The organism is Rhizobium sp. YJ-22 (genome assembly GCF_029601685.1).
Classification (GTDB): Bacteria; Pseudomonadota; Alphaproteobacteria; order Rhizobiales; family Rhizobiaceae; genus Metarhizobium.
Genome location: NZ_JARRIR010000014.1, coordinates 47,885 through 73,463, shown reverse-complemented (window position 1 = coordinate 73,463; position 25,579 = coordinate 47,885). Strand labels below are relative to the sequence as shown.

20 protein-coding genes are annotated in these 25,579 nt (G+C 64.3%); 4 read left to right on the top strand and 16 right to left on the bottom strand.

All coding sequences use genetic code 11. The annotated features are described in order from the left end of the window. Positions 1-28: 28 nt before the first annotated feature. The 3 genes from P7F60_RS25370 to P7F60_RS25360 all read left to right on the top strand — a co-directional run bounded on the left by P7F60_RS25370 (position 29) and on the right by P7F60_RS25360 (position 4,590). Complete coding sequence (locus tag P7F60_RS25370) at positions 29-232, top strand: DUF2892 domain-containing protein (RefSeq protein ID WP_277920491.1); 204 nt, start codon at positions 29-31, stop codon at positions 230-232. An 81-nt stretch (positions 233-313) separates the two neighbouring features. Beyond that, on the top strand, positions 314-1,327 hold the full coding sequence (locus P7F60_RS25365; protein ID WP_277920490.1) for an efflux RND transporter periplasmic adaptor subunit: 1,014 nt from the start codon (positions 314-316) through the stop codon (positions 1,325-1,327). Beyond that, positions 1,324-4,590: an efflux RND transporter permease subunit gene (locus P7F60_RS25360; RefSeq protein WP_277920489.1), complete on the top strand. Its 3,267-nt coding sequence runs from the start codon at positions 1,324-1,326 to the stop codon at positions 4,588-4,590. The genes P7F60_RS25365 and P7F60_RS25360 overlap by 4 nt, the downstream gene beginning before the upstream one ends. A 234-nt stretch (positions 4,591-4,824) precedes the next feature. Here the strand turns inward: P7F60_RS25360 and P7F60_RS25355 are convergent, their stop codons facing one another. The 4 genes from P7F60_RS25355 to P7F60_RS25340 form a co-directional block, all read right to left on the bottom strand. Continuing rightward, positions 4,825-6,558, bottom strand: a complete 1,734-nt coding sequence (locus tag P7F60_RS25355) for a GMC family oxidoreductase N-terminal domain-containing protein (protein ID WP_277920488.1) — start codon at positions 6,556-6,558, stop codon at positions 4,825-4,827. A 23-nt stretch (positions 6,559-6,581) separates the two neighbouring features. Continuing rightward, complete coding sequence (locus P7F60_RS25350; RefSeq protein WP_277920487.1) at positions 6,582-8,072, bottom strand: aldehyde dehydrogenase family protein; 1,491 nt, start codon at positions 8,070-8,072, stop codon at positions 6,582-6,584. 123 nt (positions 8,073-8,195) lie between these two features. After that, complete coding sequence (locus tag P7F60_RS25345; RefSeq protein WP_277920486.1) at positions 8,196-9,194, bottom strand: AraC family transcriptional regulator; 999 nt, start codon at positions 9,192-9,194, stop codon at positions 8,196-8,198. Between the two features lie 326 nt (positions 9,195-9,520). Then, positions 9,521-11,449 (bottom strand): alpha/beta fold hydrolase, encoded by a 1,929-nt coding sequence (locus P7F60_RS25340; protein WP_277920485.1) that lies wholly within the window; start codon positions 11,447-11,449, stop codon positions 9,521-9,523. 261 nt (positions 11,450-11,710) lie between these two features. Between P7F60_RS25340 and hisD (P7F60_RS25335) the strand changes: the two genes are divergently transcribed. Continuing rightward, the gene (hisD, locus tag P7F60_RS25335; RefSeq protein WP_277920484.1) at positions 11,711-13,009 is read left to right on the top strand and encodes a histidinol dehydrogenase; all 1,299 of its coding nucleotides are present in this window, start codon (positions 11,711-11,713) and stop codon (positions 13,007-13,009) included. Positions 13,010-13,248: 239 nt separating this feature from the next. Here the strand turns inward: hisD (P7F60_RS25335) and P7F60_RS25330 are convergent, their stop codons facing one another. The 12 genes from P7F60_RS25330 to P7F60_RS25275 all read right to left on the bottom strand — a co-directional run bounded on the left by P7F60_RS25330 (position 13,249) and on the right by P7F60_RS25275 (position 25,541). Then, complete coding sequence (locus P7F60_RS25330) at positions 13,249-14,610, bottom strand: amidase (protein ID WP_277920483.1); 1,362 nt, start codon at positions 14,608-14,610, stop codon at positions 13,249-13,251. Further along, positions 14,607-14,783: a hypothetical protein gene (locus P7F60_RS25325; RefSeq protein WP_277920482.1), complete on the bottom strand. Its 177-nt coding sequence runs from the start codon at positions 14,781-14,783 to the stop codon at positions 14,607-14,609. Before P7F60_RS25325 ends, P7F60_RS25330 begins: the two co-directional genes overlap by 4 nt. An 11-nt stretch (positions 14,784-14,794) precedes the next feature. Further along, positions 14,795-15,490: an RraA family protein gene (locus P7F60_RS25320; protein WP_277920481.1), complete on the bottom strand. Its 696-nt coding sequence runs from the start codon at positions 15,488-15,490 to the stop codon at positions 14,795-14,797. 73 nt (positions 15,491-15,563) lie between these two features. Further along, positions 15,564-16,535: a cupin domain-containing protein gene (locus tag P7F60_RS25315; protein ID WP_277920480.1), complete on the bottom strand. Its 972-nt coding sequence runs from the start codon at positions 16,533-16,535 to the stop codon at positions 15,564-15,566. 85 nt (positions 16,536-16,620) lie between these two features. Further along, the gene (locus tag P7F60_RS25310; protein WP_277920479.1) at positions 16,621-17,640 is read right to left on the bottom strand and encodes a LacI family DNA-binding transcriptional regulator; all 1,020 of its coding nucleotides are present in this window, start codon (positions 17,638-17,640) and stop codon (positions 16,621-16,623) included. Beyond that, entirely contained in the window at positions 17,640-18,407 is a 768-nt protein-coding gene (locus tag P7F60_RS25305) for an SDR family oxidoreductase (protein WP_277920478.1), read from the bottom strand. The genes P7F60_RS25310 and P7F60_RS25305 overlap by 1 nt, the downstream gene beginning before the upstream one ends. A gap of 63 nt (positions 18,408-18,470) precedes the next feature. After that, positions 18,471-19,781 (bottom strand): histidinol dehydrogenase, encoded by a 1,311-nt coding sequence (gene hisD / locus P7F60_RS25300; protein WP_277920477.1) that lies wholly within the window; start codon positions 19,779-19,781, stop codon positions 18,471-18,473. A gap of 51 nt (positions 19,782-19,832) precedes the next feature. Beyond that, positions 19,833-20,897, bottom strand: coding sequence for a sn-glycerol-3-phosphate ABC transporter ATP-binding protein UgpC (gene ugpC, locus P7F60_RS25295; RefSeq protein ID WP_277920476.1), 1,065 nt, complete (start codon positions 20,895-20,897; stop codon positions 19,833-19,835). Positions 20,898-20,902: 5 nt separating this feature from the next. Continuing rightward, a complete protein-coding gene (locus P7F60_RS25290) occupies positions 20,903-21,781 on the bottom strand; it encodes a carbohydrate ABC transporter permease (RefSeq protein ID WP_277920475.1) in 879 nt (292 codons plus the stop codon). A gap of 10 nt (positions 21,782-21,791) precedes the next feature. Beyond that, positions 21,792-22,820 (bottom strand): sugar ABC transporter permease, encoded by a 1,029-nt coding sequence (locus tag P7F60_RS25285; protein WP_277920474.1) that lies wholly within the window; start codon positions 22,818-22,820, stop codon positions 21,792-21,794. Positions 22,821-22,943: 123 nt separating this feature from the next. Next, complete coding sequence (locus tag P7F60_RS25280) at positions 22,944-24,191, bottom strand: extracellular solute-binding protein (RefSeq protein ID WP_277920473.1); 1,248 nt, start codon at positions 24,189-24,191, stop codon at positions 22,944-22,946. A 153-nt stretch (positions 24,192-24,344) separates the two neighbouring features. After that, a complete protein-coding gene (locus P7F60_RS25275) occupies positions 24,345-25,541 on the bottom strand; it encodes an ester cyclase (RefSeq protein ID WP_277920472.1) in 1,197 nt (398 codons plus the stop codon). Between the last annotated feature and the right edge of the window lie 38 nt (positions 25,542-25,579).

The window sequence follows — 25,579 nt, the reverse complement described above, 5'->3', positions numbered from 1 at the left end:
GGGTCCGGACAAAAGAAGGAATACATCAATGACAATCGATCGCGCCGTAATGATGTTTGCCGGCTTCATGGTCCTGTTGTCCCTGGCCCTCGGCGTCTATGTCTCGCCCTGGTGGTACCTGCTGAACGCCTTCGTCGGACTGAACCTGATGCAGGCGTCGGTAACGGGTTTCTGCCCTGCGGCGATCGCCTTCCGAAAATTCGGCGTCAGGGCCGGAAGCGCCTTTCAATAACCGGGGCGCAACCGCCCCGTCATCCCGTTCAATAGTGATGCAGCACCTCAAGGGCGCTGCACGAAAGAGCCTCCATTGTCCATGCCTCGACCCATTGTCCGTTTTGCCGCCGTCGCCTTTGCCGCGACGACAGCGATCGCGCCCCCGAAATCCTGGGCTGCGGAATTCGTCGTCCAGCCGCTGATGATTGCCGAGATGAAAGCCGTTTTCGGCCAGGTCGAAAGCCGCATCGTGGTGCCGGCTCGCGCCCGCATCAGCGGCACCGTGCGGGAAATCCGGATCCACGAGGGCGATCAGGTCCGGGAAGGGGAAGTCGCCGCGCTGATCGTGGATGACAAGCTCGCGCTTCAGCTCAACGCCGCGGATGCCAAGATCGAGGCCCTCAATTCCCAGCTCGAGAACGCGCATCTGCAGCTCGAGCGGGCCCAGCAGCTCAGGACCTCCGGAACCGGCTCGCAGGCCAATCTCGATACGGCCCGGATGCAGTTCGAGGTGGTGACCAATCAGATCGCGGCGGCGAATGCCGAGAAGTCCGTCATCGCGCAGAGCGCGCGGGAAGGGGACGTGCTGGCGCCGGCGACAGGCCGCGTGCTGACCGTGCCGGTGACACCCGGTTCCGTTGTCCTTGCCGGCGAGGAGATCGCCCGCATCGCGCCCGGCCCCTATTATCTGCGCCTGTCGCTGCCGGAGCGCCACGCGACGGAGATCGTGCAGGGCTCCGATGTCCTCGTCGGCGGACGCGGCCTGCCCCATTCGGCCGGAGGTGAGGCCGCAGCCCGTGAAGGCAAGATCGTCAAGGTCTATCCCGAGATCGCCGACGGGCGGGTCATAGCCGATGTCGAGGTCGCGGGGATCGGCGACTATTTCGTCAACGAACGGACGCTGGTGTCGATCCCGGTCGGCAAGCGTACCGTTCTCGCCGTGCCTTCCGGGGCGATCAGGACGATCCACGGGATAGATTATGTGCGTGCCGTCAATGACGGCACCGAAATGGATGTCGCCGTCATCCTCGGCGAAACCTTTGACAACGACGGAAAGCAATTGGTCGAAGTGCTCACCGGGCTGCATGCGGGCGATCGGGTCGTTACGCCATGAAGCTGGGAATCGCCGGCGGCCTGACCCGCACGTTCATCACCTCACCGCTCACGCCATTGTTCCTGTTGGCCGCGCTTGCGCTCGGGCTGATCGCCCTCGTCACGCTGCCGCGAGAGGAGGAGCCGCAGATCTCGGTGCCGATGGTCGACATCCGCGTCGCCGCTGACGGGTTGAAGGCGGAGGATGCCGTCAAGCTCGTCACCGAGCCGCTGGAGACGATCGTCAAGAGCATCGATGGCGTCGAGCATATCTATTCTCAGACCGAGGACGACGACACGCTCGTCACGGCGCGTTTCAATGTCGGCACCTCCGCCGACGCGGCCATCCTGCGCGTACATGAGAAGATCCGCGCCAATATGGACCGCATGCCCGTCGGCATCTCCGAGCCGCTGATTGTCGGGCGTGGCATCGATGACGTCGCAATTGTCGTCGTCACGCTCCGGCCGACCTCGGAGGCAAAGTCACGCTGGACGACCAACGGGCTGACGCGGCTGGCGCGCGAGCTTCAGGTCGAAGTCTCGAAACTGCCCGATATCGGACTCACCTATATCGTCGGCGAGCAGCCCGAGCAGTTCCGGGTCGAGCCCGACTCCGAAAAGCTGTCGCTCTACGGCATCACCCTGCAGCAACTGGCCGCCAAGATCGAAGGGGCGAACCGGTCGTTCCGCATCGGGACCGTACGTGAGGACACACAGCAGCGGGTCGTCGTCGCCGGCCAGACGCTGCAGGCCCTGCCGGAAATCGGCAATATCCTGCTGACCGCCCGCGACGGTCGTCCCGTCTATGTTCGCGATGTCGCCAAGGTCGTGCTGGCGACGTCTCCGGCCGAGAACCGGGTCACCGATATCCGCAAGACCGCCGAAGGGCTGGATCGGGCGCCGGCGGTGTCGCTGGCCATCGCCAAGCGGCCCGGGACCAACGCCGTCGTCATTGCCGGAGAGATCGTGCATCGCCTCGAGCAGGTGCGCGGCCAGATCTTTCCCGAGGATGTCGAGATGACGGTCACCCGCAACTATGGCGAGACCGCCAATGAGAAGGCGAACGAACTTCTCTTCCATCTCGGCCTCGCGACCGTCTCGATCGTCGTTCTGGTGGCGGTCGCCATCGGCTGGCGCGAGGCACTGGTGGTCGCCGTGGTCATTCCGACCACGATCCTGCTCACGCTGTTCGCCTCGTGGATCATGGGGTATACGCTCAATCGCGTCAGCCTGTTTGCGTTGATCTTTTCGATCGGCATCCTGGTCGATGACGCCATCGTGGTCATCGAGAACATAGCCCGTCACCGTGCCATGAGCGATGGCCGTTCATATGTCCAGGCGGCGATCGACGCCGTTGCCGAGGTCGGCAATCCGACCATCGTCGCGACGTTGACCGTGGTGGCCGCGCTGCTGCCGATGCTGTTCGTATCGGGCATGATGGGGCCGTATATGAGCCCGATCCCGGCCAATGCCTCAGCAGCCATGCTGTTCTCCTTCTTCGTCGCGGTCGTGCTGACGCCCTGGCTGATGATGAGGACTGGCGGCTCCCATCAGAACGCCGCGCACGACGAGGCCGGCGGCCGGCTCGGACGCTTCTATGTCATGGTGGCGCGGCCGATTCTCAGAACCAGGGCGCGTGCGTGGATCTTTCTCCTTCTCGTCGGTGTGGCGACGCTCGCCTCGCTCAGCCTGTTCTATACGGAACACGTCACGGTGAAGCTTCTGCCTTTCGACAACAAGGCCAACCTTCAGGTCGTGGTCGATCTTCCCAAGGGGGCGGCCGTCGAGGACACCGACCGGACGCTGCAGGCGATCGCGAACCGGCTGCAAGCCGTGCCGGAAATCGTTTCGTTTCAAACCTATGCCGGCACCGCCGCACCCTTCGATTTCAACGGTCTGGTGCGCCATTACGGATTGCGGTCGAACCCGGAGCAGGGCGATATCGCCGTCAACCTGCTCGGCAAGGACGATCGGAAACGTGCCAGCCACGCGATTGCCCTCGATATCCGCCAGCGCCTCAACGATCTCGACCTTCCCGCGGGTTCCGTCGTCAAGGTCGTCGAGCCGCCGCCAGGGCCGCCGGTCCTCGGCACCTTGCTGGCCGAGATCTACGGGCCTGACGCGGAAACCCGGCGAGCCGTGGCCGCAAAGGTCCGGCAGGCATTCGAGAGCGTGCCGTTCATCGTCGATGTCGATGACAGCTACCACAATCGGCCGGAGCGCGTACGCATCGCGATCGATCAGGACAATCTCGAATATTATCGCGTCGAACAGTCGGACGTCTACGATACGCTGCGCTATCTCTATGGCGGCAGCACCGTCGGTTACTCGCATCGCAGCGACGGGCGCCAGCCCATCGCCATCCGACTCGGGCTGCCGAAGTCCGGCGCGGTGGTGGATGAACGCGTGCTGACCACGCCCGTTCCGGCGAACGCGCTGCCGGGCGGGCGCGGTGTGGTCGAACTTGGCGATGTGGTTTCCGTCAGGCACGAGCCCGCCTCGTACCCGATCTTTCGTCATAACGGGCGGGCAGCAGAGATGGTCATGGCCGAGCTTGCCGGTGCTTACGAGGCGCCGATCTACGGCATGATCGCCGTGGACGACGCCATCGCCAAGGCGGATTGGGGCGGTTTGCCCAAGCCGACGATCTCCTTGCATGGCCAGCCTGAAGACGAGAGCCGCCCGACGCTGCTGTGGGACGGCGAGTGGGAGGTGACATGGGTGACCTTCCGCGACATGGGCGCCGCCTTCATGGTCGCGATCCTCGGCATCTATATCCTGGTCGTCGCCCAGTTCGGCTCCTTCAGGCTGCCGCTCGTCATCCTCACGCCGATTCCGCTGACTTTCATCGGCATTCTGGGCGGGCACTGGCTGTTCGGGGCGCCGTTCACCGCGACCTCGATGATCGGCTTCATTGCGCTGGCCGGGATCATCGTGCGCAATTCCATCCTGCTTGTCGATTTTGTCCGCCATGCCAGCGACCTCGACAGATCACTTCTGGAGGTTTTGCTGGAAGCGGGTGCGATTCGCTTCAAGCCCATCCTGCTCACCGCCATCGCTGCCATGATCGGGGCTGCCGTGATCCTCGCCGATCCAATCTTTCAGGGATTGGCGATCTCGCTGCTCTTCGGCCTCGCCTCCTCGACGGCGCTGACGGTGCTGGTCATCCCGGCAATCTACGTCGTCCTGAAGGGAGGGCGCCATCCAGACCAGCCGATGCCCGGGCCTTCGCAATCGGCCCATCCTACCCCGCTTTTGGCCGGAAATCGGGGAGATCGCCCATAAGCCGCGAACCCCCGGAATCGCCCACCGCAAGGACTGTACCCCGCTGCCTGCAACCCGCGGACGGGCTGGCAGGCAGCCGGTCCCGGTGGCGATGGAGCATTGCCGGTGAATACGGGTTCACCGGCAATGCTCTGACATTGTGTTCTTACTGATGCGGGGGCCGGTCTTCGTGTTTCCCGCCCATACAGCGACACGAATGCCGCCGGCAACAGCGGCATTCGCGGGGAGTGATGATCAGCCGGCGAGGATGATGTCGGCGCCGCGCTCGCCGATGAAGACGCAGGTCGCCATCGTCGCGCAGGTGCTGATCCTCGGCATGATCGAGCCGTCGACGACGCGCAGGCCCTCGATGCCGCGCACCTTGAGCGCCGCATCGACCACGGCCCGGTCGTCCTTGCCCATGCGGCATGTGCCGACCTGATGGAAGAAGGTCGTCGTGCCGTTGCGGACGAAATCTCCCTTGGCCGCATCGTCGAGATCCTTGCCCGGCGCCACTTCGCGCTTCGACCAGGCCGCCATGGGCTGGGCGTTGCCGATCCGGCGGCAGAGGTCGATGCCTTTCTTGAGGGCCATCAGGTCGGCCGGGTCCTCCAGCAGATTGGCGGTCACGATCGGCGCGTCGGCGGGATCGGCGGATTTCAGCCGCACATGGCCGCGGCTCTTGGGATCGACGAGACCGGCGCAGAGCGCCCAGGCATTGTTCGGCGGCGCATAGTCCTTCGCCACGACCTCGGATGCATAGGGCAGCTCGATCTGTACGATGTTGAGATCGGGCGTGGCAAGGCTGTCGTCGCTCTTCCAGAAGCCTGAGGCTTCGGCGCCGCTGTTGCGATGTGCCATCTGCTCGGGGGATTCCCAGATACACCCGCCATGCAGGATATGATCGTGGAAATTCCGCCCCACCTCGGGCGCGTGCACGCGCGAGGCGATGCCATGCTCGGCGAGATGGTCGCGGTCGCCGATGCCCGAAAGCATCAGGGTCTTCGGCGTGCGGATGGCGCCCTGGGACAGTACGACCTCGCGCGACGTCCGCAAACGGAGGGTCTTGCCGTCCCGCACGGCCTCGACGCCGGTTACCTTGCCACCCTCGACGATCAACCTGTTGACATGCGTTCCGGTCAGGACCGTCAGGTTCGCCTTGTCGAGCAGCGGATAGAGATAGGACTTGGCCATGTTCTGGCGCCGCCCGTCGCGGATGATGTGGTTCATCAGCGCAAAGCCCCCGGCGCTCTCCTCGCGGGCGCCGTTGAGATCGGCATAGACCGGCATTCCGAGGCTCTTGACCGCCTCCAGCATGGCGGGCGCCACCGGCAGCGGATCCTGCGAGGACTCCACCCAGATCTTGCCGCCCTTGCCGCGATATCTCGGATCGTCCGGTCCCTGCCAGTTCTCGACCCGCCTGAAGATCTTCAGGGCGCTTTCGTAGCCCCAGGCATCGTCACCGGAGGCGGCGGCCCAGTCCTCGTAATTGTTGCGATGGCCGCGAACCCATATGGTGGCGTTGATCGAACTTCCGCCGCCGAGAACCTTGGCCATGTGCGAGGCGACGGCGCGATCGTTGACGCTTCTGGTCGGGACCGAGATATCGCCCCAGTCGAGCGGCGTGCCGAGATTGGTGAACCACAGGCGCGGATCGAGCACACTCGGCGCGGTGTCCCAGCCGCCGGCTTCGATCAGCAGGACGTTGACGCCGGCCTCGGCGAGGCGGCCGGCCAGCGCGCAGCCCGACGTGCCACCGCCGCAGATCACCACCTCATAGGTATCGGCCAGCCTGTTGGCGCGCTCGTCCTGATTGGCGCGCGCATCTGCCAGCTGGTCGGCCAGCGCCCGCGTCGCGGCAAACGATGCCCCGAGCGCCAGCGACCATTGCATGAAGCGCCGGCGCCCGATCGCGCCGTTCAGCATCGATGCCTCGAGCTTGTCGAGCATCGCATGGCGAAGCCCGTCCGTCAGTCGTTCGTTTCTCATCGGATTCCCCTCGTTCTTGCTTTTCAAAAGAAGCCGAAAGCCTGCGTGCCATAGGAATGCACGATGCTCTTGGTATGACGATAATTGTTGAGCGCCGACTTGTGCATCTCGCGACCGAAGCCGGAATTCTTGTAGCCGCCGAAGGAGGTGTGCGAGGGCCAGAGGTAATAGCAGTTGCACCATACCTTGCCGACTTCCAGGCCGCGGGCGAAGCGCTGCATCTGGTGATAATCGCGCGTCCAGACGCCGGCCGTCAGCCCGTAGGGACTGTCATTGGCGAGCCGCAGCGCCTCTTCCTCGGTCTTGAAGCGGATGACGCTGGTGACCGGGCCGAAGATCTCCTCGCGCGAGGTACGCATGTCGTTGGTGCCTTCGAGGATGGTCGGTTCGATGTAATAACCGCCATCTGCCTGGTTGTAGGCATTGCCGCCATGGATCACCTTGGCGCCTTCCTGCTTTCCGAGCTCAAGGTAACCCATGATCTTGTCGAATTGCGCCTTGGAGGTGATGGCGCCGATGCCGGTCGTCATTTCCAGCGGATGACCGATGCCGACTCTGGCGATCCGCTCCTTCACCCTGGCCATGAAGGGCTCGTAGATATCCTCCGCCACCAGCGCCCGCGTCGGCGAGGCGCAGACTTCGCCCTGGTCGTAAAGATAGATCAGGAAGCCTTCGATCGCCTTGTCCAGAAGCGCGTCGTCGGCATCCATGATCGAGGGAAGGAAGATGTTCGGCGACTTGCCGCCGAGTTCGAGCGTCACCGGCGTCAGGTTCTCGGCCGCCGCCTTCATGATCGCCTTTCCGGTGACAGCCGAGCCGGTGAAGGCGATCTTCCTGACGTCGGGACTGGCAACAAGGGCCGCCCCCGCCTCGGCGCCGTAGCCCTGGACGATATTGAGGACGCCCGGCGGCAGCAGGTCGGCGATCAGCTCCATAACGCGCGTGATCGAATAGGGCGTGTTTTCCGCCGGTTTCAGGATGACGGCATTGCCGGCCGCCAGCGCAGGGCCGAGCTTCATCGCTGCCATCAGCAGCGGCGCGTTCCAGGGGATGATGCAGCCGACGACGCCGAAGGGCTCGTAGACCTCCAGATTGACCGTGTCGCTGTCGATATCGGCGCTCTCGCCGCTATCGGCGCGGATCGCGGCGGCGAAATAGCGGATCTGATCCACCGCCATCGGGATATCGACGAACATGCATTCGCGCAGAGGCTTGCCGTTGCCCCAGCATTCGACATGCATGAGCTCTTGCGCATGCGCTTCGATGCGGTCGGCCACCTTCAGAAGAATGTTGGAGCGCTGGGCCGGCGAGGTCGCGCCCCAGCCAGCAGCGGCCTCCCACGCCGCCTTCGCCGCCTTGGCGACGTCCTTTGCCGACGAGCGCGGAAATTCGGCGATGACCGATCCGTCGATCGGTGAGTGATTGGTGAAATATTGACCCTCGACGGGAGCCACCCAGGCGCCGCCGATATAGTTCTCGTAGCGGGGTTTCATCTCCGGCTTGGAATAGGTCATGTCTGCATCCCCTTGTCTGTCCGCCGTCGTGGCGGCTTACGGGGAATGCTAGATGGACCGGCGAGCGGACGATATCCGGTTCTTCCGGCACCGGCGGCACGCAATATCCGCTTTTTCCGGTTTTCAGAGCAATCGCCTGCGGGTATCGCGCGGCAGTTCGCCGAAGGCGCCGCGATAATACTGCGCAAAGCGGCCCTGATGGTCGAAACCGTAGCTCAGCGCCAGCGTCGTCAGATCCTGGCCGGGATTGCGTTCCAACTCGGCTTTCAGCGCCTGCAACCGCATCCGGCGCACCAGCTCCATCGGCGCGCAGCCGAAGGCGCGATGGCACAAGGCGTTGAGCTGGCTGCGCCCGAGGCCGGTTGCCTGCATCAGGTCGTCGAGACCGATCGGCCGGCGCATGCGCGCATCGATGAAGGCTTCCAGCCGTTCGCGCCAATCCACGCCCTCCGTGCGCGTCGGCGGGGCGGATCCTGGCCGGTGTGTCGCGGGGCCGCGCAGATGCATGCCGACGAATTGCGCCAGCCCCCGTTCGACATGATCCGTCCACGCGTCGAAATGGGACATGCTTCCACCGCGATGGGAAATGGCGAGCGCGGTGTTCAATTGGTGGACGAACAACGGCGTCATCGACTTCGCCAGCACCATGCCGGAGCCGAAATCGCAATGCCGACCGGTGGGATCGATCATATCGAGGGGAACGCGCAGCAGGAGCTGCTCGCAGCCTTCCTGCCAGCGCAGCGAGATATTGGTTCGCGGCGAACTGAAGTAGACGCTGCCTTCGGGCACGAATGTGGTGGCGCGGTCGGCCGTGATTTCGATGCCCTTGCGCAGGCAGACATGCGCAAGGACGAAATCGGAATAGAGCCGTGGGGTGATGGTCACCTCATCGCCATACTGGATCACGCAAGCCGAGAGGTTTCTGGTGCGCGCCCGGTATCCGCGCGCATCGACCGAGCCCCCACGCCATATCAGCTTGTAGTCACATAATTCCGTTGCAATGCTGTTGTAGGTTTCCTTGCGGATATCGGAGCGAAACAGACAGTTTTCGTAGAGAGGGGCCAAATCCAGTCCCTGCAGGGCGCCGCTCGGCGGATGTCCGTAAGATGTTGCAGAATGCATCCGAGCCCTCCACCCAATCGCGTCGTCGCGGCAGATGCCGTGGTGCGGCCGTGATGATTGCCGGCATTCTCCTGCCTGCTGCACGATCCGAAACGGCGTCATTCTTGTGCCATCGATCTGCAGCGTCAAGCCCGCTTTGCGTTCAGTCCTGTTACCCTTCTGGAGAGACGGAGGATTGAGACCTGCTCGAAACAGCACGCTGGCCATGCTCGCAATCGATTGGGCCACGAGGCGTATGCCCGCATCATCTTGACGCGGACATAGCCTTGTCGGTCTCGTGCCGTCGGCACTCGGCGTCAGCCGTCGCCGCGATCGGGGTGCGGGCTTCAGGCCGGATGCTGGGCGTCGGCGGCCAGTTTGGCGAGCTTGACTTGCGTCAGCAGCGACAGCTCATCATAGACGTTCCATTCGTCGACGATCTTGCCGTCCTTGTAGTGGTAATGGGTCATGCCCATCACCTGCAGGCGCGCGCCGGTGGGATCGCCGAGTTCCTGCAGGATGCCGTAGCCGAGGTGATGGCCTTCCATCAGCCAGCGCACGGCGACCTTGACGCCGCCTTCCTCGCAAGGGGTCGAGCAGATATGCTGCGGCATGTAGGCGGCATCCGGGATCGAGCCGATCAGGCCGAGATGCTGGTGGGTCACGGCGGCGATGCCGTAGAGTTCCTTCATCAGCGGGCCGTGATACTGGCAGTTCGGCGCATAGACATCCTTGATCTTGCCGAACATGCGCTGGTTGAAGACTTCGTGCAGCCATTGCAGCGTTTCGGCTTCCAGCTCGTTGTGGGCAATCGAGGTGTCGGCGACCGCTTCCGGCGGATACTGGCCGAGCAGGCGGCGGTTCTCGCCGATATCGAGCGACAGCAGCCCCTTGTCGAAGGCGGCCTTGGCGAAGCGCTCGGCGAAGGCGTTGGGGTCGAGGCCGAGCTGCTTGATGATCGCCATGGTATCGGCCACCACCCATTCGCGATAGATCTTGTTGCGATGGATCATGCAGTCGGCAATCGTGCGCGACACGAAGGTGCGCCCGGTCGGCTGGCCGAAATGGCCGTATTGCGTATGCCGGCCCGAGCCGGTGACCAGATGCGAGGTATAGAACCCTTCCTGGTCGTTGCCGCACCACAGGACCTGGGTCGCCATGCCGCGCCGCTCCGGTAGCGAGACGAGGCGCTGGATGGTGTCGCGCACCACGTCCTCGCGATTGTAGATCGTGCCGAGCGTGCCGTAGAGAACGCAATTATGGGTGTAGTGGCTGTAGATCAGCCCGATATCGCGCTCGTCCCAGATGCGGTGCGTGCAGCGCACGATGTAATCGACGATATCGGTATAGATGTCGTCGAAGCCTTCCAGCGACTGGCTGCGCGGCCGGTCGACGGGCGCCAGATCCATATAGTCGCGCCGCTCGACCTGCAGCACCTGCTCCACGGGCTCGCGGGTTTTCAGGGCGGCGGGCTTGGTTGATTTCACGTCATTCTCGCTCATGTCTGCTCCTTGTCGGCTCCGGCCGGATTGCGACGCCGAGGCTGAGCCGGAAGCCAGCCATTGGCGAATATGGAATGCGACGGCATCGGGCTTTTCAAGCGGGGAAAAATGCCCCGCGCCGTCGATTGCGTGAAATTCGGCGCCGGCGATGCCGTCGGCGATCTCCCGATGCGCCTCGATGGGGCAAACCTGCTCCTCGGCGCCTGCCAGCACCAGCGCCGGGCAGGCGACGTCCTTCAGGCGCGCGCGGCTGTCGGCGCGGTGGATCGCCATCTCCGTTTGCTCGTCCAGCGCCTCGGCGCCGGCGGCGACCGCCATGTCGACGAGCAGCCGCCTGAGGTCTTCGTCCTGCATATTTCCGGAGGCGACGAGGCGCGGCCAGGCATCGAGAATATAGCCGGCCATGCCCTCGTCCCGCGCCTTGGCGAGCGCCGCCCGGCGCGGGGCGGCATTGGCCTGCGGATCCGGACGCGGCGTCGTGTCGATCAGGATCAGGCCGGCGAGGCGCTCGGGCGCCTGCGCGGCGATCTCCAGCGCCGCGATGCCGCCCAGCGAAAAGCCGAGCAGCAAAAACCGCTCCGGCGCCTCGGCCAGCAGCTTTTGCGCCATGGCCGGCATGCTGCGCGCGCCGCGCATCCCGCCCGTCAGGATCGGCCCCTCATGATCGAGGCGCTCCACAAGCGGCAGGAACAGCCGCTCGTCGCAGGCGGTACCCGGCAGGAGGACGAGCGGCATCCCCTTGGAATCGGCGGTCGTGTCTTTCAGAAATTTCATCGCGGGCAGTCCGGTCTCCTGCATCCCTCGAACGGAAGGCGGCCGCGAGAATATCTCGGTTCGACCCTCTTCGACACGTTCGATCATGCTGTCGGAAAAAAGACTGGCAGATTTTGAATACGTATGCAATAACAAATTGCCGAACGAAAGCAGCAGATTTGCGCGCCTTGTCGACCGCCGGATGACCGCCCGCGCGGACCGGGTAGATGCGTGGAAAAATCCGGCTGCCGGGCCGAGACCTCAAATGAAAGCGGAGCAATCATGAACCAGGACAGGAAGACGCCGGTCGCCGGCACCCATTATGCGAAGGCCCCGGAGCGCGATTCGATAGGCGACAACGCCTCGGTGGAAACGCTGGTCGCCGAAATCATCGCCGATGTGCGCAAGCGCGGCGATGAGGCGGTGCGCGACTATTCCCGCAAGTTCGACAAGGCCGATCTCGACGTGTTCGAGGTGACGCCGCAGGAGCGCGAGGAGGCGCTGGCCGGCCTCGATCCGCAGACGCGGGCCGATACGGAATTTGCGATTTCCAACGTCCGCCACTTTGCGGAAGCACAGCTGAAGACCATCCAGCCGCTGGAGATCGAGCTGCTGCCGGGCCTGCATCTCGGCCACCGGGTCATTCCGGTCGAGCGGGTCGGCTGCTATGTACCGGGCGGGCGTTATCCGCTGCTTTCGGCGCCGATCATGACCATCGTGCCGGCCAAGGTCGCCGGCTGCGCCGAGGTCGTCGCCTGCCTGCCGCCGAATGCGCACAAGGCGATGATTGCCGGCTGTCATCTGTCCGGCGCCGACCGGATTTTCCGCATCGGCGGCGCGCAGGCGATTGCCGCCATGGCCTACGGCACGGAAACGGTGCCGGCCGTGAACAAGATCGTCGGCCCCGGCAATGCCTTCGTCAACGAGGCCAAGCGCCAGGTGTTCGGCCCCGTCGGCATCGACCAGCTTGCCGGCCCCTCGGAGATCTTCATCGTCGCAGACAGCACGGGCGATGCGGAAATGATCGCCACCGACCTGCTTGCCCAAGCCGAGCATGACGTGAAAACCCGCGTCGGCCTGATCACCACCGATGCGGGCCTTGCCGCCGCGACGCTGAAGGAAGTCGAGCGGCAGCTCGAAACGCTGTCGACCGCGCCGGTGGCCGGTCAGGCCTGGCGCGATTATGGTGAAATCGTCGTCTGCGACAGCGAGGAAGCGATGATCGCCTATTCCGATTTCATCGCCGCCGAGCATCTGCAGGTTCACACGGCGGATGCGCAGGCGACCGCGCGAAAACTCAGCAATTATGGCTCACTGTTCATCGGCGAACTGGCGAGCGTCGTCTATTCCGACAAGTGCTGCGGCACCAACCATACGTTGCCGACCATGGGCGCCGGCCGCTATACCGGCGGCCTGTGGGTAGGCGCCTATGTCAAGATCGCCACGCATCAGTGGCTGGACGAGCGCGGCGTCGCCACTGTGGCCCCGCCCGCCGCGCGCCAGAGCGCCAGCGAAAGCCTGGAAGGCCATCGCCGCGCCGCGCAGTTGCGGCTGGACCGACTGCAGAAAAAGGTCGGCTGATAAGTGAAAGGCCCGGAGCGATCCGGGCCATCAGACCGCGGACAAACCTTGTCCCCCGCTCCGACGTCATCCTTGGGCTTGTCCCAAGGATCTGCCCAAGCTCACCAAGCCATTGACGGAAATGGATTTATTTTGCGTGCCTGGATACTCGGCCCAAGGCCAAGTATGTGGTGGAGAGATTTTGGGACTTTGTCGGTAGCCTAATGGCCCGGAGCGATCCGGGCCTTTTTCGATGCGGTTCAGGGAAGGGGCGGTTTGATCGCCGCGAAATCGGTCGCGGCTTCATAGGCCTGCGCAATCGCGCCGAGACGGGCTTCGCCATTGCGCGGGCCGACGAGTTGCAGGCCGAGCGGCAGGCCCTCGTGAAAGCCGGCGGGCAGGGCGAAGACCGGATGGCCGGTGACGTTGAAGGCCAGCGTGCGCATCGGCGTCCAGACGGCGGTATCCGTCTGGAAATGGGAGAAGGGCAGGGCCGGCGTCAGCGTGTTGGCGGTCAGGATGACGTCATGGCCGGATTGGAAATGCGCATCGACCTGGCCGGTGAGGCGCACGGCTGCCTGCCGCGCCGTTTCGAGATCGGCTTCGTCGAGCAGCAGGCCGGAGAGGATGTTCTGGAAAACCTTGCGGCTGTAGCGCTCGCCATGCTGCGCCATCAGCGCCTTGTGGCCGGCATAGGCCTCGGCATGGATGATGACGGCGCCGGCGGCTTCGAAGCGGGAGACGTCGGGAAGCGGGAGTTCCTCGACCCGGGCGCCGAGCAGGGAGAATAACGAGGCGGCCGCATCCAGTGCCGGGAGCATGGCGGGATGGGTCTGCGGGTCGACCGCGAACCAGTTTCGTGCATAGCCGACGCGGATGCCGGTGAGATCGGGCAAGGGATTGCCGGCCAGTTTTTTGGCGCGGCCGGAAATGGCGTCGAAGGTCAGCAGTGCCTCGGTCACCGAGGCGCTGAGAAAACCGACATGATCGAAACTCGGCGACAGCGGAAAGATGCCGTCGAGTGGTAGGGCGCTATAGGTCGGCTTGAAGCCGACGACACCGCAATAGGCGGCGGGGCTTCGCACCGAGCCGCCGGTATCGCTGCCGAGCGCGGTGCGCAGCAGGCCGCCGGCGACGGCGGCGGCGGAGCCGGAAGAGGAACCGCCGGTGAAACGATCCGGCTTCCATGGATTGGCGGCCGGCGGCGTCGAGCGGTCGAAGACCGGGCCGACCATGGCGAATTCATAGGTCTCCAGCTTGCCGAGGATGATGGCGCCGCCAGCGCGCAGCCGGGCGACGACGGTGGCATCCGCCTGCGGGCGGTGCCCGGAAAAGACGTCGGAGCCATAGGTTGTCGGCATATCGGCGGTATCGAACAGATCCTTGATGCCGATGGGGATACCATGCAGCGGGCCAAGGTCTTCGCCGTGCGCAAGGGCGGCATCGGCGGCGCGGGCGGCGGCGAGTGCCTGCTCGGCCGCCACATGCACGAAGGAGCGATAGGTCGGATCGCGGGCGTCGATCCGCGCAAGGCAGGCCTCGGTCAGTTCGACGGAGGAGATCTGCCGTTGGCGCAGGGCTGACGCGGCCTCGGGGATGGAAAGGTCGGGCAGCGCGCTCAAGGCTCGTCCACCCCGTCGGTCTCGGCGATCAGGCGTTCGTTGCGCCGGGCGGCGTCATGGAGGAAGCGCGCGCCTTCCAGCACGAAGGGCGTACGCTCTTTGGCAAGGTGAATGCCGTCGCGCGCGGCTGCGGCCTCGATATCGTCAATGAGCGGCGGCTTGTCCTTGTCCATCGGCATTTCTCTCAGGTGCGCGCCGCTTCGAAACGCGCCCAGGCGGCTTCGAATTTTTCGAAATCGAAATCGGCGGCCTTGGAGGATTCGATGATCAGGCGTTCGGTCAGCCGCAGTTTTTCGATGGCCTCGGCCAGAACCGGAACGATCTCCGGCGGCACGACCAGCGCCCCATGCCGGTCGGCATGGACGAGATCGCCGGGCGAAACGGTCAGCCCAAAGACGGTGACGGGAACGCCGATCGCCTCGACGCGGACGAAGGCATGGCTGGGGCCGATCGAGCCTGATATCATCGGGAAATCCTCGGGCACGTCGCCGAGATCGCGCATCACGCCATTGGTGACGACGCCGGACATGCCGAAGCCGCGATGGATATTGGCGTTGATCTCGCCCCAATAGGCGCCGACGGCATCGGGAAAATCCAGATCCTCGACCACGGCGAGGCTGGGGCGCGGGCCGCTCGCCATATGGCGGTAATAATCCATGCGCCGGGTGCGGATGGTCGCGGGATCCTCGGTGGTCGGCACCGCCGCCGCGATCTTCGCCGTGCGGGCATAACCGACGATGGCAGGCGCTTCCGGCCGCGAGGCGATGAAGGTGCCGCGCGTGAAAGCGTTGAAGCCGCGCTTGCCCTGGGCGACCTCGATGGCATTGCAGACGGTCGGCGTATCCACCGAACGCAAGAGGGTGAGAAGTTGGTCGTCCATGGCCGCTGCCTCCTGTCTTCGAAAAAAGCGTGTCCCTCCGCGACGGTCAAGCATCGCGGAGGGATGGGATGTCTCAGGCCTTCCAGGTCGGGCCGGCCTTGTCGGCGGTGCTGACCACGCGGTAGAGGCTGGCTTCGCCGGTCATCGACGGGGCAAGCGCGTGTCTGAGGCCGGGCGGTACTGCGCAGGTGTCGCCGGGCGCGAGAATGCTTTCGCCGCCGTCCCATGTCAGGCGCCAATGGCCGCGCATGACCATCAGGACTTCGTGACGATCGACGGCATAGGGCGCCTCCGGGATCGAGCCACGGGTCAGAAGCTCCACCTCGAAACCCGGCTTGTCGCGCAGCAGCGCGTTTTCGCCGATCACCCGCGCCGGCTCCTTGCCGGCCAGCGCCATCAGATCCCAGTAGCGGGCGACGTAATCGCGCACCACGTCGCGCACCGGCGTTTCCGGGAAGGTTTTCAGCTCGTCGTCGGTCAAAAGCGGCATCGGCTTGATACCGTCCGGCAATGACTGGCCCTTTTTGCTGTCATAGAGCTTGCCGTTTTCGCCGAGAACGAGGCCGTGATCCTTCGCGTCCTCGATCACCTGCGGCGCCCAGATGACGCCGCCGCCGGCATCGTCGCCGCCGAGGATGGCCATGATCATGCCGTAGTCGGTGCCGATGTTTTCGAAGCCGCGAAAGATACCCGTGGGGATATTGAAGATATCGCCTTCTTCGAGAACGACTTCGCCGGCATTGCCCCAGCGGCCCCAGAAGAAGCGCCAACGCCCCTTCAGCACGAAGAAGACTTCGGCCGTGCGATGCGAATGCAGCGAGTTGCGGCATTTCGGCGGCTGGCCGGCGGCGCCGATGTTGAAGCCGGGCGTATCCTTGATATGCACATGCTGATCGGCGCTTTCGGAGACGCCGCCGCCGATGATGGTGAAGTTTTCTTTCTGGTTCGAGCCCGGTGTATGCGCATCGATGAATGCGGTGCGGCAGGGCTTCAATTCGCCATAGCGGACGATGCGCTTTTCCATTTCTGCCTGGGAGATCTGCATTTTCCTAGCCTTTCATACGTATGCAATTTTTGTTCGCGGTTGGCTGCGGCTCCCGGCCGTTCGGGCCGGGGGTCACAAGATCGGATCAGGAATTGATGTCGACTGACGCAGTGGAGCCGCGGACGACAAGCGCGCCGTCGAGACAGACGCGTCGGGCGGGCGTATCCCGCTCCTCGATGGCGGTCAGCAGGATGTTGACGGTTTCGGCCACCATGTCGTCGACGTTCTGGCGGATGGTCGTCAGGTCATAGGCCGGCCAGCGTGCCGGCGGCACGTCGTCGAAGCCGACGACGGAGACGTCCCAGGGAATTTTCAGGCCGAGTTCGAAGCGCAGCACATCCATAACCGCGAAGGCCATGTGGTCGTTGCAGACGAAGACGGCATCCGGCCGCTCCGTGCCGGAAAACATCCGCCGTGCCGCAGCCTGCGCTTCCTCGTAGCGGAAATTGCCGACGTCGCGGGCAAAAAGCTGCAAGCCGCCTTCCGCCAGCCCTTCGAGAAAGCCGCGCTCGCGGTCGCGCTGGGTGGAGGCGCCCTCGAAGCCGGCGATATAGGCGAGCTTGCGGCGGCCGGTGTCGATCAGGTGGCGGGCAAGCAGCCTGCCGCCGCCGAGATTGTCCGAGGTCACCGCCGACAGGCGCTCGTCGTCCTGCAGCCGGTTGAACAGCACGATGGGAACGCCCGACGCATGGCAGCGCGCGGCGAGTTCCGACGACATGTTGGCCGAGGCCAGTACGATGCCGTCCACCTGATAATCGAGGATCTCCTGGGTGATCTCCTCCACCTTGTCGGCGGCCAGCGAGGAGATGAACACCAGCACATGATAGCCCTGGTCCTGCAGTGAACGCGACAGCCGCTCGACGACATCGGGATAAAAGTAGTTTTCGAGATAGGCGACGACGAGGCCGATGATGCGGCTCTTGCCGGTGATCAGCGAGCGGGCGAGCACGTTGGGGCGATAGCCGAGCTGTTCGGCGGCGGCCTTGATCTTCTCGGCGGTGCGCTTCGAAACCGAGGTGCCGGGCGTGAAGAAGCGCGAGACCGCCGACTGGCTGACACCCGCCAGCCGCGCCACATCGTTGGATGTCACCTTCTCGTTCGCCATCAGTCCGCCGTCCATCCCCCATCGACCATCAAGGCCGAACCCGTCACCATCGACGAGGCGTCGGTTGCAAGATAGGCGACGGCTGCCATAATGTCTTCAACCGACGCGATACGCCCAAGCTTGATTTTCTCCTTTATCCACCGCACACGCTCGGGATTGGAGAAGGTCGGCTCGGTGAGCGGCGTGCGCACGAAGGTCGGGCAGATGGTGTTGACGCGGATGCCGGCCGGGCCCCATTCGATGGCCATGGATTTGGTAAAGCCCTCGACGGCATGCTTGGTGGCGCTGTAGACGGCGCGGTCGATGCCGCCGACATGGGCCATCTGCGAGGAGATGTTGATCAGCGAGCCCGGCCGTCCCGCCGCGATCAGCCGTTTTGCCACCGCCCGCGTCAGAAAGTAGGCGCCACGGACATTGACGCCGAATACCGCATCGAAATCCGCAGGGCTGGTCTCGACCGCCGGGCCATGGCGGGCGAGGCCGGCGCTGTTGACCATGACGTCGAAGGGCTCGGCGTCTTCCACCAGGGCTTCCGTGGCGACGACGTCGGCGACATCGAGCGAGACGGCGTCGGCGGAAAATCCCCGCGCCCGCATCGCCTCCAGCGCTTCGGAGAGCTTGTCCGCGCTGCGGGCGGCGAGCGTCACATGCGCGCCGGCCTCGGCCAGCGCCACGGCGGCGCCCAGCCCGATGCCGGAGGAGGCGCCGGCCACCAGCGCTCGCTTGCCGTCGAGGCGGAAGGAAGGCGTTTTCGGCAGGTCGATCATCGGCGCTCTTTCTGTGTCAGCGGTTGCGGATCGGGCAGGGCGCCTGATCCGGCAAGGGGTTGATCATTCGGCGGCGGCGCCATAGGCGACATTGCCGCCGCCATAGCGGCGCACGCGGACATTGGCCTGTTCCGCATGGCCGACGAACCCTTCCAGAAGGCAGAGCCGCGAGCAATAGGCGCCGATTTCGGCGGCGGCCGCATCGGTGGTCACCTTCTGGTAGGAATGGGTCTTGAGGAACTTGCCGACCCAGAGGCCGCCGGTATAGCGTCCGGCCTTTTTGGTCGGCAGCGTGTGGTTGGTGCCGATCACCTTGTCGCCATTGGCGACATTGGTGCGGGCCCCGAGGAACAGCGCGCCATAGGAATGCATGTTCTCCAGGAACCAGTCGTCGCGATCGGTCATCACCTGCACATGCTCGGAGGCGATGTCGTTGGCGACGTCGAGCATTTCCGCGTAGGTGTCGCAGACGATGATCTCGCCGTAATCGCGCCAGGAAACGGAGGCCGTGTCGGCGGTCGGCAGGATGGCGAGCAGCCGGTCGATTTCGGCAAGCGTCGCGCGCGCCAGCTTGTCCGAATTGGTGACCAGCACGGCCGGGGAATTGTAGCCGTGCTCGGCCTGGCCGAGCAGATCGGTGGCGCAGATTTCGGCGTCGACCGTGTCGTCGGCGATCACCATGGTCTCGGTCGGGCCGGCGAACAGGTCGATGCCGACGCGGCCGTAAAGCTGGCGCTTGGCTTCGGCAACGAAAGCGTTGCCGGGGCCGACCAGCATGTCGACCGGCTGGATCGTCTCGGTGCCGAGCGCCATGGCGCCGACAGCCTGCATGCCGCCGAGCACGTAGATTTCATGGGCGCCGGCCTTGTGCATGGCGGCGACGATGGCGGGATGCGGCTCGCCCTTCTGCGGCGGCGCGGCGGCGACGATGCGCGGCACGCCGGCGACGGAGGCGGTCAGCACCGACATATGCGCGGAGGCGACCATCGGGAACTTGCCGCCCGGCACATAACAGCCGACCGACTGCACCGGGATATTGCGGTGCCCGAGGATGACGCCCGGCAGGGTCTCGACCTCGATGTCGAGCATCGATGCCCGCTGCGCCTCGGCAAAGCGGCGGATCTGCGTCTGGGCGAATTCGATATCGGCCATGTCGCGGGTCGAGACCTTGTTGACGGCGGCCTCGATCTCGGAGGGGGTGAGGCGGAAGGAGGGCGGCGAGAACTTGTCGAATTTCTCCGACAGCTCGCGCACGGCGGCATCGCCGCGGGTCTCGATATCCTTCAGCGTGGTTTCGACGATCGCGCGCACCTTGGCATCGTCATCGGCGCGCTCGGCTGCCGGCTTGCCGCGCTTGAGATAGGTAATGGTCATCGCTTTCTCCCTGGCGGATGCGGGCAATCGCGGCCCGATCCGGTTCGTTGTTCAGTGCCCCGCAGCGCGGGAAAGGCGGGCGCCGCTCCGGGCGTCGAAAAGGTGACAGATGCCGGCCGGGATGGCGGCGCGGATGCGCTCGCCAATGCCGGCGCGATAGGTCTTGTCCGATTTGATCGAGACGAGCTTCGAGCCGATGCGGAAGCTCGCCATCGTCGCTTCGCCGAGCAGTTCCATCGAATAGACGTCCGCCGCAAGCTCGCCGCTTTCGCCGGCAAGGCTGGCATCCTCGGCGCGGAAGCCGAGGGTGACCGGGCCTTTCACATCCTTCTGCAAGCCGCCGATGGTGACGCCTTCGGCGCGGAAGACGCCGTCGGCGATATCGCCGTCGATCAGGTTCATGGCCGGCGAGCCGATGAAGGAGGCGACGAAGGTATTGGCCGGGTTGTCGTAGATCTCGGTCGGCGTGCCCACCTGCTGGATGACGCCCTTGCTCATCACCACCACCCGGTCGGCCAGCGTCATCGCCTCGATCTGGTCATGGGTGACGTAGATGGTGGTCACCTTCAATTCGTGCTGCAGGTGCTTGATCTGGGCGCGGGTCGAGACGCGCAGCTTGGCATCGAGGTTCGACAGCGGCTCGTCCATCAGGAAGACGTTCGGCTGGCGGACGATGGCGCGGCCGAGCGCGACGCGCTGGCGCTGGCCGCCGGAAAGGGCGGCCGGGCGGCGATCGAGGAATTCGGTCAGCTCCACCATGCGCGCCGCCTGCATCACCTTGTCGTGGTGCAGTTCCTTGGGAACTTTTCGCACCCGCAAGGGGAAACGGATGTTTTCGTAGACGGACATGTTGGGATAGAGGCCGTAGCTCTGGAAGACCATCGAAATGTCGCGGTCCTTGGGCTCCAGCTTGTTGACCAGCCGGTCGCCGAGCCAGATCTCGCCTTCGGAAATATCCTCCAGCCCGGCGATCATGCGCATGGTCGTGGTCTTGCCGCAGCCGGAGGGGCCGAGCAGGACCAGGAACTCCTGGTCGGGGATCGTCAGGTTGAAGTTGTCGACGCCGATGAAATTGTGCCAGCGCTTGGAAACGTTCTTCAATCGGATTTCGGCCATGGGGATTATCCTTTGACTGCGCCGGCGGTGAGGCCGCTGACGATCTGGCGCTGGAAAAACATCACCAGCAGGAAAAGCGGGGCGGTGGCGGAGACGACGGCGGCCACCGCGAACATGACATTGCCTTCCTGCTGCACCGTGCCGAGGAAGCTTGCGATCTTCGGCACCATCGTCTGGTTCGGCTGCGACAGCAGCATCGCGGTGACGGCGAAGTCGTTATAGGCAAGCAGGAAGGAGAACAGGCCTGTGGTGATGACCCCCGGCCACATGACCGGAATGACCACCAGCCGGAAGGCCTGGAAGCGCGAGCAGCCGTCGACCAGCGCGCTCTCATCGAGATCCTTGGGGATCGACAGAAAGAAGGAATGCAGCATCCACAGCGTGAATGGCTGGTTGATGGCGACGAGCACGATGATCGAGGTCGGCAGGTAGCCCCAGATGTTCATCTGGAAGAAGGGCAGCAGATAGCCGGAGACCAGGGTGATATGCGGCATGGCGCGGAAGACCAGCGCTGCCATCAGGATCCAGAAGGTGTAGCGATGGCCGGAGCGCGCCAGCGCATAGCCGCCGAGCGTGCCGAAGGTCAGCGAAATGACCACGACGCAGACGGTGACGATGGCGGTGTTGAACACCGAGGACATGAAGTCCCGCGTCACCCAGGCGCCGTAATAACCGTCGCCGGTGAAGGCCGAGCCGGTCTGGGCGATGGTGCGCAGGCCGGTCACTGCATTCCACCAGGTTTCGCGCGAGAAGAAGTCCTGCTCCACCTTGAACGAGCCCCAGACCGTCCAGATGAAGGGGAAGGCGGCCAGGAACACCCAGACGATCACGAAGCCGACGGAGATCAGGGCAAGTGGAAAGGGTTTGCGATTGGCGATCGACATGCCGGCCTCCTCAGCGACGGTTGAATTCGCGCCAGGTGCGCACCAGCACCGGCGACAGGAGAATGATCACGCCCGTAATGGTCAGCATCGAGGTCGCGGCGGCGGAGCCGAACAGTTGGTCCACCTGGCTGTGCAGGTCGTTGTAGATCGACCAGGAGAGCGAGGTGGCGTTGGCATCGGCGCTGAAGCCGACGATCGGCTCGAACACCCGGAAATTGTCCATCAGCTGCACCAGGGCGACGAAGGTGGCGAGCGGCATCAGATGCGGCACGATGACGAAACGGATGCGCTCCCATCGGCTGGCGCCGTCGATCATCGCCGATTCCAGCGTGTCGTCGGGAACGGTCTGCAGGCCGGCATAGAAGACGACGAAAGAGAAGGGCGCATTGTGCCAGATGCCGTAGGCGAGGAGCGTCAGCCAGGTCAGCACCGAGGAGGATTTCAGCGACAGCGTCGGATCGTTGAACAGGTTCTGCAGCGTTGCGCCGACGATGCCTTGCGTCGATACCATCCAATAGACGATCAGCGCGCCGACCAGCGGGGTGACGATCATCGGCAGCAGCGAGAAGAAGATCACCGGCCCCTTGGCGAGCGGCGGCAGGGTATTGACGCCGAGCGCGATGCAGAAGCCGAGCAGCATGGCAAAGGGCGTGACGATGAACGTATAGGTCAGCGTGAAGGACAGCGCCTTGTAGAAGGGCAGGTTGTAGATCTGCGTGACGACATTGCCGATGCCGGTGCTGCTGGCGAGGATCGCCTTGATTTCGCCGACCGCGAGATGATTGCGGTCGAGATAGGTGCCGAAGCCGTTGAACTTGCCGAGCGGCTCGTCATGACGCAGCTTGGCGGTGGCGTCGGAATCGACGCGCGTCTCCTTCTTGCAGCCGCCGAAGGGGGCGCAGGTCTCCGTTTCGACCACCACCTTTTCGTGCTGGACGAACAGGGACTGGACCGCGACCGAGGCGATCGGCAACGCGATGAACAGGATCATCGCGACGAGCGACGGCAATATAAAGGCGAAGAATGCCCGATGCGGCATAGGCCCTCCTGCAAGACGGTGGCGGCAGCCGGTGTCGAACGCTTGGAAAAGCGTGACCGTCTGCGCGTTTTGAATCGTGGCGGCGGACATGGCGCCCGCCGCCGGCCGTTTTCCCGGACGGGCTTACTTCAGGTAGCCGCCTTCGCGGGCCGCAGCCGTATAGGCCGCTTCCGTATCGCGCAACGCATCCTCGGCGCTTTCGCGCCCTTGCATGAAGTCGGCAAGCTCGGAACCGAGCGCGGTGTGCAGCAGGCCCATATAAGGCAGCATCGGATAGGGCTGCGCGCCGCCGTTTGCGGTGGCCAGCACGCCGACCGCGCCGGCGCTCGGCTTGAAGTCCTTCGTCAGCCAGGTGGCGATATCCGGATTCTTGTCGGCGACTTCGGGACGCACGGCATGGACCATGGCGCGGAAGGAGGCTTCGGCATCCTCGTCCGAGATATTCTTGGCGATGGCAAAGCCATCCCACCACAGCGCCGCCGCCGGGACCGAGCCGCCGCCCACCGTGGGCGCCGCCGCCAGCACGGTATTCTCTGCGATCTCGGCCGGGGCCTTGGTTTTGTCGATGACGCTGCCGGCCAGTGAGCCCCAGCCGTTCATCATCGCGGTCTTGCCGGCGACGTAGGTCTTGATGATGTCGTCGGCCGAATAGGTCATGTAATCCGGCCCCATATAGGCGGTCAGATCCTTCATCATCTTCAGGGTGGCGAGACCCTTTTCGTTGTTGATCGCCGGCTCGGCCGAGCCGGCCTTGAACAGCTCTCCGCCATAGCCGAGATACATGTTGACGAATTCGGCGGCGAGATCCCAGCCGGCCTTGTCGGAGGCGGCCAGCGGATGCTCCATCAGGCCCTTCTCCTTGATCGCCTTGGCGGCGGCGAGGATATCCTCATAGGATTTCGGCGGCTGGACGCCGGCCTTTTCGAGAATGTCCTTGCGGAAGAAGAGATGCTGCGAATTGCCCATGAAGGCGATCGCCATCACCTTGCCGTCGATCTTGATGAGCTGGTTCGGCTGCAGGTCGGCACCATACTTGGCGACGAGATCGTCGAGCGGGCGCACCAGGCCGTCATTGAGCAGGGGCACGATGGAATTGTTGGCGATGACCGCGACCGTATACTGGGCCGGATTGACCTTCAGCGCCGGCACCTGCAGGTTCTTGTGCTCGGTGGTCTGGTTCTTGCTGACCTTGACCGTCGCGGACGAACATTTCTCGGCCTCGGAGGCGATGAGCCGCAGCGCCTCGAAATCGTTGGATAGGATGCGCACCGACCCCTTCTCGATGCCGCAATCGGCTTTTGCCGGGGCGGCGGAGAAGATGCCCGCGGCGAGCAGGAGGGCGGTGGTGGCAAGCAGTCCCGATCTTTTCATGTTCCCTTCTCTCTTTCTCTTGGCAGCGAAGGCTGCACGTTCGCTCATCGCCTTTCCTCGGACGATTGAGAGTTACGTTATGACAATTTGCATACGTATGCAATAGCTACGCAAAAGAATCGGCGCGAGAGACCCCGCGCCGATGCGAAAGGCTTAACGCAGGATCTGCGTCAGCGCGCCGAACTCGTTGAAGGTGGTCCATTCCTTGGTGACGCGGCCGTTCTCGATCACCCAATGGGTGATGCCCCACAGGCTGACTTCCCGCCCGGTCGGGGCGCCGTAACGGCCATGGCCGCGATGCGAGCCGAGCATCGACCAGCGCTGGGCGACGAGGAAGCCTTCCTCGGCATTGCCCATCCAGTAAAGGTCGTCGACCGAATAGAGCGCATCGGGGAACATCGCCATCAGCGAGAGCATGAAGGAGCGAAGCTGGCCGGTGCCATGGAAGACCCGGCCGCCGGTGACTTCGGAGACGATGCCGGGATGATAGACCTTGTCGACGGCGGCGAAGTTGCGCCGGTTCCAGATGGTCTGCGCCGCGGCGCGCACGAATTCCTCCGGATTGTCGCCGATGCGGTCGGGGATCGGCACCTGTTCGGGCTTGGACTGGCCGATGGTGCGGCCGGGCTCGCTGCTGAGGAAATCGGCCGGCAGCACATTGTCGCCGAGCGCCTCGCCGGCGCGGCGCGCCGTCTCCAGCGGATCAAAGCCGAGCTGCTTGACGAGGAAGCAGGTGTCGTAGGCCACATGCTCGTAAAAGATCTCGTTGTCGCGCGTCACGCAATTGGCCATGCACAGGAACTGGATGCGCTTGCCGGTCGGCGCGCCGTGGGTGCTGTAGCCGGTATTGGTGCCGATGATCTGCGAACGATGCGAGGTGTGGAAACCGACCTCGTCGTCGCCGGCCCAGATCACCTCGTCGGCGAGGATGCGCATGTCCGGGAAGGCGTTGCTCTGCTCGATGACATGCTGGACCACCAGATCGCGGCCGGCAGCAAGGCCAAGCTCGCCCCAGACCATGCAGTCATGGCTGTAGGTGTCGTAGATATAGCCAATATCCTTCTCCTCCCAGATCTGGTGAGTGATACGGATGATGTAGTCGACGATATTGGCGTATTGCGGCTCGAAGCCGCGCATCGGCTGGCGCGCGGCATGGGCCGGCGTCTTGCCGAGAAAGGCATCGGTGCCGCCGCGCCGATAGGCATCCAGCGAAATCGAAAAGTCGCGCGGCATATGGCGGGCTTCCAGCGCGCGGAATTTTGCGCGACCCTGTCGCGCTTCGGACGCCGGCCGTGCTGCCGGCTGGGCCTCGTTTGCCTTGGCCGGGCGCTTGCCTTCCTGTTCGCTCATCCTGTCCTCCAATTTGCAGTCGTATGCAGATTGGCAGC